Here is a 13,557-nt window from a genome sequence, read left to right on the forward strand (position 1 = left end):
TACGGAACAGATGCAGTCGTTGATTTTCTCAAAAGTATAAAGTATGTCTAACTCGCTTGACTGGCTGTTTCGGGGAACGACAGAGATTTTCCCAGACCAGCCGGATTCTCATCTTCCGACTGAAAATTTACGGGTTCGCTTAGAGAAAAGTGAGCGTCCGTTGCGGATTAAGTTCGGAATTGACCCCACTGGAACAGATATTCATCTGGGGCATAGTACTATCTACCGCAAGTTGCGTCAGTTTCAGGATGCCGGACATACTGCGGTGTTGTTAATCGGGGATTTTACGGCAAGAATTGGCGATCCGACAGGGAAATCCGAGGTGCGGAAGCAGTTGACCGAAGAAGATGTCGCCGCGAATGCGAAGACGTATTTGCAGCAGTTGCGCCCGATTCTGGATTTTGATACACCGGGGCGTTTAGAGATTCGCTACAACTCTGAATGGCTGTCTAAATTGGATTTGGCAAAAATCTTAGAGCTGTTAGCGACGATGACCGTGGGGCAAATGCTGGCGAAAGAAGGCTTTGCCGAACGGTATAAGCAAGGAACCGCAATTTATTTGCACGAATTTTTGTACCCGTTGATGCAAGGCTACGATTCGGTGGCGTTAGAAGCCGATGTCGAATTAGGGGGAACGGATCAGAAGTTTAATTTGGCAGTTGCGCGTGATTTACAGCGGCATTTTGGACAAGTCCCTCAATTTGGCTTGTTAATGCCGATTCTGCCAGGATTAGACGGCGTTCAGAAGATGTCGAAATCTTTAGGCAATTATGTGGGACTGTCAGAAGACCCGCTCAGTATGTACTCGAAATTGGAAAAAGTGCCGGATTCGGCGATCGCTCAATATTTCGAGCTGCTGACCAACTTGCCCCTCGACCAATTGCCCGAGAATCCAAGAGAGCGTCAAAAACTTCTCGCACTCGATATCGTCACGCAGTATCACGGGAAAGACAAGGCTTTAGAAGCTCAAACCGCTGCGTTAAGTCTGATTCAAGGTGGTGGAAGTCAGAGCGATGCTGTCCCGGAGTTCTCGCTGTCTGGGCTGCAATTTCCATCGAAATTGTTTTACCTCGTGAGTGCAGCCGGACTGTGTAAGAGCAGTTCCGAAGCGCGGAGACAAATTCAAGGCGGAGCCGTCAAGTTAGATGGAGAGAAAATGAGCAGTCCTGATCTGGTGTTTGAAACGCCAGACGCTTTGACCGGAAAAGTGCTTCAGCTTGGAAAGAATAAATTTGTGCGGTTTGTACCATGAACGATCGAATTATCGTGCCGTTAGATGTCCCGTCTGAGGAACAAGCGATCGCGCTTGTCGATCGCCTTCCTCAAGTCACGTTTTGGAAAGTGGGGCTGGAATTGTTTGTCAGTTCGGGTTCCAACATTCTCAAAATCTTGCAAGAGCGGGAGAAGCGGATCTTCCTCGACCTGAAGTTTCACGATATTCCCAATACGGTAGCAGGAGCTTGCGCGGCGGCGGCTCGGTATGGCGTGGATTTGATTACAGTTCACGCGACAGCCGGAAAGGCAGCCTTGCAAGCCGCACAAAGTGCGATCGAGGCAAATAAAGCGCCGGGGTCAGATCCGAAGTTGATTGCGATCACTGTTTTGACGAGTTTATCGGCGCGATCGCTGGCATTTGAGTTAAAAATTCCGCTGGAATTGCCAGAGTATGCGCTGGAAATGGCGATGTTGGCGAAGGAGAGCGGATTAGGGGGAGCAGTGTGTTCGCCGCATGAGGTGACACAGTTGCGCGAGGTGTGTGGCAAGGATTTTGTCTTGGTTTGTCCGGGGGTGCGTCCAGCATGGGCGGCTGTTGGCGATCAGCAACGGGTCATGACTCCGGGGCAGGCAATGAAGGCGGGAGCGACATATTTAGTCATTGGCAGACCGATTACGGCAGCAGATGATCCGGGGGCAGCGTTTGAGCGAATTTGTGAGGAGATCGAAGCGGCTTCTGTCTCCTAATCGTTTGATTCACTGATTTGATTCACTGAGATGTTTCAAATGAAATCTTTCCCTTATTGGGCGATCATGAGTGTTTGGGTGATCGCGGTTTCTCAATTTCCTGTCCAAGCTGCAACTCGTGTCGCTTGCCCCACTGAGATCGAACCGCTCGTCAGGGCAATGCTGCCTGAATTGCCAGGATATGCCAATCGCATTACAGTGCGAGAACGCTTAACTCGAAGTCAGAAAAGCTCCGTCATTCTAGCAGGACGACCCGAATTTGAACCGCTGCCGCTCAATTCCGATCGCCCCCCCGATCCGACTCTCAAACAAGTCTTTATCACGACGTTAGGACGAGAATATGTGGGGAGCAAGCCAGTCGAACTGCAAGAATTTCACTGGCTCTTTCTCACTCGCAGCCAGCGAGGATGGCAACTTCCGCTCATGTTTACCCGCATTGGCACGACGACACCAGGGCAACCGATCACTCCGCCCCGCGAGAGTCGAGAAAGCTCGATCGGGAAAGCGATCCAACTCTGGTTACAAGATTGCGATCGCCGCGGGATTCGCAAGAGAAATTAGGATTCTTGAATCGATCATTAACAGCGTTACAAGAAAGTGATAATGTGAGTCGCCATTTTTATTGAATCAACAAATAAACAAGATGATTGATTACATTTCTTTATCTTTATGTCATCTCGTTCAACAGTCATCGGGTGAATGGAGTTGAACGGGATCTTAGGCAGAATAGTACAAGCTTTCTTTGGGAAGAAATACGGAAGTTTTCGGGCTAATTCCCCCGTCGATAGGTAATATGCGGAACGTAGTCGATCTAACATTCCAAATCCCGGTATTAGGCAGAAAAAGTCGGTCTAAGCCTCTAATTTGGGATGTTATGCCGACTTTCATCAGCCTAACTCGCCCTGACGGGATGTTATGCCGACCAGATTCGGTCTAACGTCCGAATCTGGATGATTAGGCGGAAAGAGTCAGTCTAAACAATTGTTCCACGAGAACTGGATATATATAATGTTATCTGTTGGGAACACTACATCCGCCCAGTTCCGTAGAACATTTCGTTGGAACCGACACGCTGCAAATAGTCGTAAGGTTAACCGCACAACTCACTAAAGTGAGTGTTGCTTGATTAACTCGGTGCGGTTCAACTCAATCGTTAGCCTGCTGAGTTATCGATGAGGATGTAGCTGAAATATTTATGCTGAGATCGCTGCATTGAGCCAAAATCTCACGTTTTATATCGTATTTCATCAACTCATTCAAGAAATCAAACATAGCTTTGACATAGTTAGAGGCATATGGTGTCTAGGTTGATTGCAATAGGTTGGCCAGTCTATTGCAATCAAACAAAAGCCAGAGGGAAATTCAGTGGCAACACAATATAAAGTAATTAGCGATTGGCTATGTTTGACGACCAGGCAAAAAGCCAGAAAAATTGCGAGCCATCTTAATCGACTCTCTGCGGAAGGATGGGAGCTTGTCACCCTTGATGCCGTGATGTTTTTTGGGAATGACGTTGGATTCTACCTGGTTTTCAAGTGGTCATTTTCAGAAAACCCTAATTAATAGGATTGGGAGGGTAGCTTGTGAAATATAAGATTCTATGGCTGGGAGTATCGCTCTTCCTATACGGCATAGCACTTGCGCTACCTTGCCTCTTATTCAATGTAGTTCCCATAGATTCTGTCGGCGGGAGCCCTTCTGACCCTAATGACGTTTATGCCATGAGGGGGATTGAATTGACCTTCTTTGGCATCATTGGACTACTTTTTCTGCAAATTCCAGCAATTGGCTGGTTCGCTAATCCACTCTATTGGCTGTGCTGCATCACGTTTATGATGCGACGCTATCGGTTTTCAGCGATCGCCAGCCTAGCCGCCGTTCTGATTGGTTTTGGCGGAACGTTTTCAGCCTTTTGGTTCAACTTACCTGCTGACAGTGGTGGTGTTTCTGAACTTGCCCTAAACCAATTATTGTTAGGCTTCTGGCTATGGCTAGCGGCTCCTGGCGTAATCACCCTAGTTTCTGTTATTAGCTTGCTAAAACAGTCCGCTCGATTAACGGCTAGCAGCAATTAAGAGAGGAGCAATAGACAAGAGTCATGAAAACTAAACAGCTTTCCCTCGAGGCTCTATGGGAGTCGGCAACACCCCAAGAGCGAACCTTTAGCCCCGATGACTTTGCCCATTTGCCCGATGCAGCTAGACGGTATCTGGAACATGTGATTGCGCCTGGAACGGCGATCGCCTCGGCAGTGCGCCTAAAAATGCATGGCGAAATCAAGCTCAAGACCTGGAGTCCTTTCACCGCAGAGCAAGTCGTCTGCTGGCAGCGCGGATTTATTTGGAGTGCCACCGCCTGGATGAACCGCTTACCAATCGTGGGATCAGATCGGATCATCGATGGCATCGGGGCGATGCAATGGAAACTGTTGGGGCTATTCCCGGTGATGACTGGCACGGGTTCTGATATTACGCGATCGACGGCGGGCCGCTTCCACACCGAGTTAATGCTGTTGCCATCGGCGTTTTGTCTGGGTGACGTGATCTGGAGCAGCACTGAAGCATCGCACCTCCATGCCAGTTTTATGGCCCAGGGTGAACAGGCAGAACTCGACCTAACCATTGACCAGACAGGGCGGCTAAAAGCTGCAAAACTGCCGCGCTGGGGCAATCCAGGCGGTGCGGCACACCGTTATGTAGACTTTGGAGCAATTGTAGAAGAAGAAGGCACGTTCTGCGGCTACACGATTCCCACTCGGTTGCGAGTTGGATGGTATTTCGGCACTGAGCGGTTTGAGTCAGAAGGCGAGTTCTTCCGAGCCACCATTGATCAGGCCATCTATCGCTAGACTCACTCAGCATCAAAGCTTCTTGTCTTCAGGGCATAGAAATTATCAAAATGAAGAAACATCCCGTTGCTTGGTTCTATAGTTTGGCGTTTGCTATCTCATGGTTGGGCATGATATCAGCCGCCTTAGGATCGCATCGTATTGCCCCATTTGATAGTCCCTACATCCAGCTTCTTACCGTCTTTTATGCCGTTGGCCCCGCTCTTGCGGCGGTCATGGTGTTATGCGTAGTAGAGGGTAAACCAGGGGTTCAGAATTTGCTCAAGGGGCTAATTCGATGGCGCGTTGGCCTAGTCTGGTATATCGTAGCCCTGCTGGGTGCGTTAACGCTTCTGATTACGGCACAAGGCATTACCCAACTACTAGGCTTTTCAGCAACCGTTCCAACCCAACCTGTCGATCTATCTCCCTATGTTGTCCTCAGCTTCACAGTGAATTTTTTCGCCAATATCTGCGAAGAAATTGGCTGGCGCGGTTTCGCCTTGCCACGATTGCAGAAGCGACATAGTGCCTTTATCGCTACTCTGATTGTGGGCACATTATGGGCTTTTTGGCATTTGCCGACTGTCTTTTTGGTCGGCAATCCCATGTCTGAATACCCTTTCCTCTGGTTCATCCTTATCGTAGCCAATGCTTTTATCTACACTTGGATTTACAACAGCACTAAAGGCAGTATTTTGCTAGTGGCACTTTTTCATGGTTCGCTGAACATATTTGGAGCATTTATACCTGGAGTGTCTCCTATCGCGGATGTCCTTCTGAATTGTGTGGTAGCCATCATTCTGATCACCGTGTTTGGAAAAGCAAATCTCTCGCACCAAAAACGAGTTTATGCGGGCTAATAATGGGTCAATGACCTATCACGATAACACTTGTGGCGATCGTGATAGGTCTATTGTGCGATGCGGCACCCCATCTGTCCCTGCGATCGCGATGAAGTCAAAATCAGGTGCAGCATGACATCAAATGCCTAATCTTGCGTTCGGGAAGTCGTTTTGGTGAGGGTCGCAGTCTAACAACCCGCTTGCACACCGGCCGTATTGAGGTTGTCGGTCAATCCGGGAGGTTACTTGCGGCGGGTGAAGCGGAACGTTAGCTAGCTCTATCCCGGGATTGTAAATTAGTTTGTGGGACATGCACAAAACTTTCCTGTTCTTCGAAAGCTCAAGCTAAATCAATCTCGTTAACAAGTCGTAAAACGCTGTTATACAAAGGTTCTGCAACCCAAAATCCAGCTTCATTAATCAACGCATCCAATAGCGGTCTCACCTCAGTGATCAAGCCTTTACTTTTCGCTTCGACTAAAATTCCCAAGATGCCTGTGTAGCGAAGATTCAGCCTGTTTGCAACTAACCGACCTCAGCGTTCATCAATTAAAACTTGATCGGCTTGAATCTCAACTGCTAGAGCGATCGCCTCGGCTTCTCCAATATCAAGTTCGTTGCTCAGTGCTTCGACAAGGATGCGATCGCTAACAGCACGAGTTTGGATCCAGTCAAAAGTTTGTACTTCAGTCGCACCTGCAACAGGAAAATTGGGGTCAGTTAATTCTCGATAAACGGCTTCGGGAATAAAAACCGTTCCATACAGTTGATTAATGAAGATGAAGGTGATTGATGGCAGCAAGATTGTTGATGGGTGATGTGTCACTGACGATAATCACAATCTGCCTATCTCCCGCAGGTTCTGAATATCCTGCTCAAAATCTTCTACTCCGTAATGTACTGGGATATGACGGCTAGCGAGTAGGTGTTGAAAGGCTATACGGTGCATTCCCGCAAAACGACTGGCTTGAGCAAGAGTAAGCTTTTCCCGCTGAAAGAGCATAATAGCGATTTCCTGACGCATTTCAGTCTCAGTCATGCGAGTTGCGGCTAAAATTTCGTCAGGGACAATAATGCTCATGGCTATACTCCTTCCTGCTAGTCCTACTATTTTATGCTTCTAAGGCAGCAAATGTCTGTGTTCCGCCCGATCCAGCTAACTGCGTTGGTGCGGACGGTAAAGAGGTTATCGGTGGGAGTTCAAGCCTACCTGCCGTCGCACAACTTCGACGTTGGTTTCCCCCAAAACGCTCTACATTGGACTGCTGCTCAATAGCACAGGCGTTCCCGGAAAAGATAAATATCAACTGTGATGCTTCGCCCTTATTCTGGGGATGGCTCGCAGGTGAGCGTCAATCCAAGCGCTACGATCGCAGCTTGGGGATTAAGCGACAGTTGCGAGTATCCCGTGAGATTTAGGCATTTCACCGAAAAGGCAATCCTGGGTACTTTAAGCTTTGAAGCTTTGCGATTTCTCTTGTGCAAGCTTTTCATTGCCCCCATGAAAGTCATTTATAAAAGCGAAAATAAACTAGCGCTGCAATTCTGTCCCTGGTTTAAGTGGACATTTGTGAGTGCGTTTAACATCTGTGCGATCGTGGTTCTGTTTGCACTTCTCGCATTAACCTGGGAAACGTTTGAGTGCAATCGCAACCTAGCACTTCCAACTCAGGGGCACTGTACGATCACTCAGCACAATTGGATTAGTAAACGTCAACGGAGTTGGCAACTGGAAGAGATTAAAGATGTGACTCTAAAAACGGTCGGTTCTGAAAGAAGGGGTTCACTGCGCTATCAGATTCAACTGGTCACGACAACAGGAATCATTGAACAGGCAGAAGTTTATCCCAAACACTCACAGCAAGAGGAGATCCAGCAGTTTCTGAAGGCTCAGCGATCGCGCATAAAATTTCAAAGAGATCTGCGATCGTACGCGTTTTTTTGTTTCACGCTTTGTTTAGCAGGGGCAGCAGTCTTTGGGATTTGGGCAGAACGAGTGACGCTGGAGATCAGCCGATACACTCAGCGATTAACGTTGAAACGACGGAATTGGATTAGAACCCGGACGACTGAGTATCCGCTAGACCAAATTGCAGAGGTGACGGTGCAGAAAAAACGGGGTGGAAAATTTGGTCCGATGGGACGGATTGCGATCGCGCTGAAGGATGGCAAAACGATCGTAGTCCATCCTTATGATCGGTTTGATACCGAAGGGAACGGTCACGAAAGAAGTGCGGCAATGATTTGCCGTTTTCTGGCTCTCTAGACGATTTCAGACGGCAGCCCAAATTTTGCACGATTGAGTCTAAATTTCGGCAAGCCTGAAGTTCGGGTTCGTAAGGGTAGAAATTCAGGCAAATCGACCACAAGACATTTATCATTGAGGCAATTTCAAAAAGCGATCGGCGTTGCCCCAGTGCGAGAAGAGTCGGGCACAAGCTTGAAAAAGCGTCGTACAGGCGGATCGTCACTTTGTCGTAAAGCCTTGTGGCAGTGGATGTTTACTCAAATCGAAGTTCGCCGCAAAACTCAAAACACCCGAATTCTCGAAATTCGCCAGATCTACCAGACCGCACTCGATCGCGATAGTCTCAGCAGCGACGAACGACCGCGCGGCATCAAGATTAAATTGGCTCGTGCATACACCCGACGCAAAGTTGCAATTCTTCTGTTTGAAGCCCTTGTGAAAGCCGTCGCCCAAAGCTGATATATTGAGTCGCCATATTTTTTCTATTCACCAACAAATAAACAAGATGATTGATTACATTTCTTTATCTTTATGTCCTCTCGTTCAACCGTCATCGGGTGAATGGAGTTGAACGGGATCTTAGGCAGAATAGTACAAAATTTCTTTGAGAAGAAATACGGAAGTTTTCGGGATAATTCCCCTGTCGAGGGGTAATATGCGGGACGTGAGTCGATCTAACATTCCAAATCCCAGTATTAGGCAGAAAAAGTCGGTCTAATCCTCTAATTTGGGATGTTGTGCCGACTTTCATCAGCCTAATTTGCCCTGGCGGGATGTTATGCCGACCAGCTTCGGTCTAACGTCCGCATCCGGATGATTAGGCGGAAAGAGTCAGTCTAGATAAATAGTTAGCCATTAGTTCACTCCTTGCAGTGAATCCACAGCACAAATTATTCTCTTACTGAATGAATATTTATTCTTGTTTAAGGTGAAAAGATGTTCTCATTACGTCAGGTGTTAATTTATCTAGTTATTTTTGTATTGTTGCTAGCATATGCTATTTCTTGGATCGGACGCGTGAACATTGAAGCAGTTGCCGTAAAACAAGATGGTCATATCTTAATAGTAAGGAGCATATTTTTTGGAGATCAAGTAGAAGAATGCATAGAGGATAAGCTGAAACTTATTTGTCAGCCTTACCATATAAATTTTCAAAACTAAAATAAGTATTCTAATTACAAAGATGGAATAATATGCTGATCATTAACTATCAACGCCTAAGATATTTAGTGGTTCTTGCCTTACTTCTACTCTCTACTGTTTTAAGTGGATGTTCTGATTTTGAAGCAATTGCAACTGCACCAGACGGACATATTTTACTGTTGAAAGAGGTAGAACGAGATAACTCGCCTGATGAGCAATATCTTTACATTTGTAGAGATCTGAGGAGTAAGATACCTCAACTAAATTGTGGTTCAAGTTTGAAATTTTAAGTATTACTCACAGTATTCTAGCGTAATCCTATATTGTCATTACGACTTTAGTACTTAGTAGTTGCATCGCGCTCATAGCTAACAATCCCGCAGCACCGGAACGAAGTCAAGTTGTCAGTAAGATGCAAAGATCACTTGCGTCCGGTGAGCGGGAACTTAAAGCTATATTTTCGAGTTCTGGGAAGCTGCCATCAAGCGCAGAAGTTCACGTATTTGTCTCGTCTTTTAAGACTAATCGGCACACTAGGTGACAAGTCTTTTCTTTCATTAGGTAAATTAACAACATACTATCGAGCAGTTTCTCAAAAAAACCGAACGCTTGACCTTGATAACGTGGATCCCAGTAGCTTATAGGGCTGTGGAAACGAGTGCTCCAATCGAGCGGAAAAAAGAGTAAAGGCCCATCATCTGCATGTGTGAAAATATCGACGCTGGAGTGAAAGAGGCAAGACACTAAAACCCAAAAGAGCCACCGATACACAGTGCCAATGTTGCGCCGTTTTCGCCACACTAGCCCAATTCCCAGCAACAGTAAAAAAGGTGCATGAAGGGTATTGTGAGCCGCAAGCCAGAATGGGTTATCTTAGATCTTGCACCATTCTCGATAAGCGAGACTTGGCAATGCTTTCAATATGATTTCAAACCCATACTGTGCAGCAAGATTCGCTGAGTTTTGAAGCTGACGGAGCAATTGAAACCACAAGACTGACGCAAACAAAACAGATAAGGCAAGATCACTGGCTACTTTCCAATCGAGTTGTGGCAGTGAAACTCCCTGATAGATCCAATGTGCCAAGAGGTAGGCAATTAACGAGAGGATGAGCCAACGGTAGACTCCACGTCTGGTGGATTGTCCAAAGCAATGAAGCCCAAAGCGATGCTTGATCGTTTTGAAAAAGCTTTCGATTGCCCAGCGCTTGCGCCCCAAGCGAACCAGATAAACACCAGAGTAGGGGTAAGTAGAATCCACAAATCTCAGTTCCCGTTTCCCATTCGTTTGTTTGAGCCAGAACCAAGACACCGTAAGCGCAAAGGCAATGCCTTGGACATAGACCTGCTGTCCTCGTTTGCTGTGACGATAAAGCTGTTTGAGACAGCGACCATCTTGCAGTTTGCGATTAGATCGCATTCCAACCACGGCTCGCCAACCGCGCCGATGGACTGCTTGGAGAAAGTCCATCGTGCCAAACTCGGTGTCTGCCAACACAATGATTGGCGCACCTTGAGCCACCTGAGTGGGAACTCCTGCAAGGAGCTTACAAGCTAACTGAGCGGGACTCGGATGCCCTCTGCCTCGCCAAACTCGAAAACTCCATGGAATACGCCACTCGCCCCAGTTGAGATACAGCACGACTAAATGCAATCCCCGCTTGCCATTGAGCATTCGTACCCAAGGGTCAGGGGTCTCTGGATTCTCAGTCGGATTGCTCAGATGTAGAAACTTGCCGCATTTCTCCAAGGTTGTCAGGTCTATCAACACTCGCAGTGGCACATCTCGGCGCGGTCGATGTTCTGCCAGTTGTTCCAAAATCGCGCTCCGAGTCGCTCGAATCACACGGCGCGTAGACCAGGTGTAATGGTTCAAGAATCGACTCAAAGAACTCGCAGATTTCACTTGTGTGCATTGAGGTAACGGATGTCCAAGCGCTTCGAGGAATAATCCAAACAGAGCATTCAAACTTGCTTTCTGATAGGCACTAGGCATCAAGCAGAGGAGACTATACACTAACGATTGGGCGTGTCCAACGATGGTTTCCATAACCGTCCGATTATTATTTCTACGCCCTTTCTTTCAGATTGTGTCCCTTTTAGCAAGCCTTATTGAGACTGGTGCAAGATCTCAGTTATGGAAATATAACTCGACAAACATCCTCCGAAATGTTGCCGTCATGCTCCAACCCAAAACGAAATGGTAATAGACAATTCCACCCGCACTGAGAATCCACAAGGGCAGATCTGGTGCAACTGCCCCAAGTAAAAAGGCTTTTTGATGAATCGGCACTTGTGGCAATGCCTTATCAATCGCGGCAGTCATTAAAAAATGGGAAGGCGTATTCATGGCGCGCAGCGTCAGCCGACCGTTCTATCATGCCATTCGGAAACTATATGTACGCTACTTGAATTCCCTAACGCGTTATGAATTTTGAGTTGTGCTGATTTCAAGTGTGCAGTTTGCGGTTGCCATCACCTGTTTCACTGCTTGTTCTTTGCGTTCACTGTAGCGATCGGTGAGATAGTCAACCTTGTCTCGCAGCAGCAGAGTGAATTTGTAAAGTTCTTCCATCACATCGACCACGAGATCGTACCTGTCTCAGAAGCGTATATCCATCAATCTCAGGCATTTCAATATCGCTAATCACAAGATGGGGAAGAAACGATTCGAGGGCTGCAAAAAAGTCAGCCGCAGTCGCAACCTGTTCTACCACTGCTCCTGACTGAGCAATCATAAAGGCTAAGAGTTCTCTACTATCTTGCTCATCATCGATTACTAAAATGCGAATTCCCCTCAGATCTAATTTTGCCTTTTTAACCCAGTGGATTGAGTAGACTCGATCTCGTCTGGTAGAAGTGGGAGTACCACCGTAAAGGTTGCTCCCTGATCTTTTCCAGGGCTTCTAGCAGTAATGCTTCCCCTGTGGGCTTCGACAAATTGATAAACGATTGCCAGTCCTAACTCTAATCCACCATAGTTCCGCGTAATCGAAGCATCCTCTTGACGGAAGAATTGAAAAATATGAGGCAAAAAATCGGCATCAATGCCACAACCCGTGTCTTTGACCGTCAGTTGAGCTTGGTGCCCAACCTTTTTCAATTGAATGGTGATGCGTCCACCCTTTGGCGTAAACTTAACCGCATTTGAAAGCAGATTCCATATGATCTGATGGAGTCGCACAACATCGCCAGAAACCAATCCAACACGCCCCAGCGTACAGCGCAGTAGAATTGATTTTTCCGTTGCACTTGCCCCGATCGAATCAATGGCAGATGCAATCACATCACGCAAATCGACAGGTGCTAGATTCAGGCTCAATTTTCCACGCAAAATCCGCGCCATATCTAGCAAGTCATCAATTAACTGGACTTGACACTTGGCATTGCGTTCGATCGTTGCTAAGGCTTGCGAAATTCTTGCCGAATCGAGTGTGCCAGATTGCAAAATTTTTGTCCACCCCAAGATCGGATTGAGGGGAGAGCGCAACTCATGGGACAGAATTGCTAAAAATTCATCTTTAATGCGATGCGCACTCTGCGCCTCTAGCAAAGCTGCTTGAGTTGTTTTTAGACAACGATCTCGTTCTAGTTCCGCTTGTTTGCGATCAGTAATGTCTAAGTCGATCCCAACCATTCGGATGGGTTGCGCGTCAGTGTTGTAAAAGACTTGTCCCTTGCTCAACACCCATCGAATGTCATAATTCGATAAAACGATGCGGAACTCTACCTCGTACTGCATTTGTGTAGTGAACGCGGTATAAAGTGCCTGGTTTACGATTTCTCGATCGTCGGGATGCAGACAATCAATAAACGTTGCAAACGAACCATCAAAGGTGCCAGGAGAAAATCCATACAACGCTTCCATCGATGCTGACCAGTGTGTCTGTCCAGTCAGGATATTCCAATTCCAAGCACCGATTTGAGCGGCATCAAGGATTAACCAAAGGTCTTCTAGATCGTGAAGCCCTGTCTCAAACGACTGATCTGGAGCAAGTTGATGCTTGTCTTGTCCGTTTTCAATGGGCATAGAGTACTCCAGTTAATAAACTGAGGCTGTTAAAGTTGCGATAAGATGATCTAACAGGTCAATGAAGTTGCCGCTATGACATCTAATCCTTCAAAAGACTCCTCTGCCTGGGAACGATTAGAACGAGGCAGACAGGAAAAAGCGAGCAGTGGTGGTTATGCAGGATATGGCTCCCCTGCCTTTGGGCAACAATCGATCAATGGTGAATTAGTAGAGAATCCTGCGGAGTGCCAAGTAATCGACCTGATTCGCCGCCACCACAAATCAGGAAAGTCTTTGCAAAAAATTGCGGATTGGCTGAATGCTCAGGGATACACCACGAAGCGAGGACAGTCGTGGCAGAAAATTTCTGTTAAGCGTGTCCTCGATCGACTCTATGGAAAAGAGCCCAGAGTTTCTGGCGTTGAGCATGTTTCCAATCCTCTTCCTTCTGACTTGAAAACGATTGAGATCAAAAACCATTAACTGTTATATTCCTCTTCTCGAAAAGATTGTAGACTTTT

General features: G+C 47.0%; 16 protein-coding genes. 9 read left to right on the forward strand and 7 right to left on the reverse strand.

The annotated features are described in order from the left end of the window. The first annotated feature begins 43 nt into the window (after window positions 1-43). The 6 genes from tyrS (at window position 44) to ACMUEV_RS04065 (ending at window position 5,652) form a co-directional block, all read left to right on the forward strand. Window positions 44-1,252, forward strand: a complete 1,209-nt coding sequence (tyrS, locus tag ACMUEV_RS04040; RefSeq protein WP_190648954.1) for a tyrosine--tRNA ligase — start codon at window positions 44-46, stop codon at window positions 1,250-1,252. Continuing rightward, window positions 1,249-1,962 carry an orotidine-5'-phosphate decarboxylase gene (pyrF, locus tag ACMUEV_RS04045; protein ID WP_190648957.1) on the forward strand — a complete coding sequence of 238 codons (714 nt, stop codon included), beginning with the start codon at window positions 1,249-1,251 and terminating at the stop codon, window positions 1,960-1,962. The genes tyrS and pyrF overlap by 4 nt, the downstream gene beginning before the upstream one ends. A gap of 39 nt (window positions 1,963-2,001) precedes the next feature. Continuing rightward, a complete protein-coding gene (locus tag ACMUEV_RS04050; protein ID WP_190648960.1) occupies window positions 2,002-2,523 on the forward strand; it encodes a hypothetical protein in 522 nt (173 codons plus the stop codon). A gap of 1,160 nt (window positions 2,524-3,683) precedes the next feature. Continuing rightward, a complete protein-coding gene (locus ACMUEV_RS04055) occupies window positions 3,684-4,037 on the forward strand; it encodes a hypothetical protein (RefSeq protein ID WP_348251552.1) in 354 nt (117 codons plus the stop codon). A 23-nt stretch (window positions 4,038-4,060) separates the two neighbouring features. Beyond that, entirely contained in the window at window positions 4,061-4,810 is a 750-nt protein-coding gene (locus tag ACMUEV_RS04060) for a DUF6920 family protein (protein WP_190648965.1), read from the forward strand. Between the two features lie 110 nt (window positions 4,811-4,920). Then, window positions 4,921-5,652 (forward strand): CPBP family intramembrane glutamic endopeptidase, encoded by a 732-nt coding sequence (locus ACMUEV_RS04065; RefSeq protein ID WP_242044281.1) that lies wholly within the window; start codon window positions 4,921-4,923, stop codon window positions 5,650-5,652. A 322-nt stretch (window positions 5,653-5,974) separates the two neighbouring features. On the opposite strand, the gene ACMUEV_RS04070 is transcribed toward ACMUEV_RS04065, so the two are convergent. Genes ACMUEV_RS04070 through ACMUEV_RS04080 form a run of 3 tightly spaced genes read right to left on the reverse strand, consistent with a single transcriptional unit; the run spans window position 5,975 to window position 6,715 of the window. Further along, the gene (locus ACMUEV_RS04070; protein WP_199329325.1) at window positions 5,975-6,124 is read right to left on the reverse strand and encodes a DUF3368 domain-containing protein; all 150 of its coding nucleotides are present in this window, start codon (window positions 6,122-6,124) and stop codon (window positions 5,975-5,977) included. 45 nt (window positions 6,125-6,169) lie between these two features. Next, entirely contained in the window at window positions 6,170-6,436 is a 267-nt protein-coding gene (locus tag ACMUEV_RS04075; protein WP_199329327.1) for a hypothetical protein, read from the reverse strand. A gap of 33 nt (window positions 6,437-6,469) precedes the next feature. Next, complete coding sequence (locus tag ACMUEV_RS04080) at window positions 6,470-6,715, reverse strand: UPF0175 family protein (protein WP_190648970.1); 246 nt, start codon at window positions 6,713-6,715, stop codon at window positions 6,470-6,472. Window positions 6,716-6,946: 231 nt separating this feature from the next. Here ACMUEV_RS04080 and ACMUEV_RS04085 point away from each other — a divergent pair, with 231 nt between their 5' ends. Together ACMUEV_RS04085 and ACMUEV_RS04090 are read left to right on the forward strand one after the other, a co-directional pair. Continuing rightward, complete coding sequence (locus tag ACMUEV_RS04085) at window positions 6,947-7,900, forward strand: hypothetical protein (protein WP_348251553.1); 954 nt, start codon at window positions 6,947-6,949, stop codon at window positions 7,898-7,900. A gap of 114 nt (window positions 7,901-8,014) precedes the next feature. After that, window positions 8,015-8,341 (forward strand): IS110 family transposase, encoded by a 327-nt coding sequence (locus tag ACMUEV_RS04090; RefSeq protein ID WP_242044282.1) that lies wholly within the window; start codon window positions 8,015-8,017, stop codon window positions 8,339-8,341. A 1,557-nt stretch (window positions 8,342-9,898) separates the two neighbouring features. Here ACMUEV_RS04090 and ACMUEV_RS04095 read toward each other — a convergent pair. From ACMUEV_RS04095 to ACMUEV_RS04110, 4 genes are all read right to left on the reverse strand, one after another. Next, the gene (locus tag ACMUEV_RS04095; protein WP_242044283.1) at window positions 9,899-11,074 is read right to left on the reverse strand and encodes a transposase; all 1,176 of its coding nucleotides are present in this window, start codon (window positions 11,072-11,074) and stop codon (window positions 9,899-9,901) included. Between the two features lie 81 nt (window positions 11,075-11,155). After that, window positions 11,156-11,374 (reverse strand): hypothetical protein, encoded by a 219-nt coding sequence (locus tag ACMUEV_RS04100; RefSeq protein ID WP_348251554.1) that lies wholly within the window; start codon window positions 11,372-11,374, stop codon window positions 11,156-11,158. 178 nt (window positions 11,375-11,552) lie between these two features. Further along, on the reverse strand, window positions 11,553-11,762 hold the full coding sequence (locus ACMUEV_RS04105) for a response regulator (protein ID WP_348251555.1): 210 nt from the start codon (window positions 11,760-11,762) through the stop codon (window positions 11,553-11,555). A 65-nt stretch (window positions 11,763-11,827) separates the two neighbouring features. Continuing rightward, entirely contained in the window at window positions 11,828-13,054 is a 1,227-nt protein-coding gene (locus ACMUEV_RS04110; protein WP_190648980.1) for a PAS domain-containing sensor histidine kinase, read from the reverse strand. Between the two features lie 75 nt (window positions 13,055-13,129). On the opposite strand from ACMUEV_RS04110, the gene ACMUEV_RS04115 reads away from it, so the two are divergent. Then, on the forward strand, window positions 13,130-13,519 hold the full coding sequence (locus tag ACMUEV_RS04115) for a recombinase family protein (protein ID WP_190648983.1): 390 nt from the start codon (window positions 13,130-13,132) through the stop codon (window positions 13,517-13,519). The last annotated feature ends 38 nt before the right edge of the window (window positions 13,520-13,557 follow it).

Source organism: Leptolyngbya sp. FACHB-1624 (assembly GCF_047649235.1).
GTDB lineage: Bacteria > Cyanobacteriota > Cyanobacteriia > Leptolyngbyales > Leptolyngbyaceae > Leptolyngbya > Leptolyngbya boryana.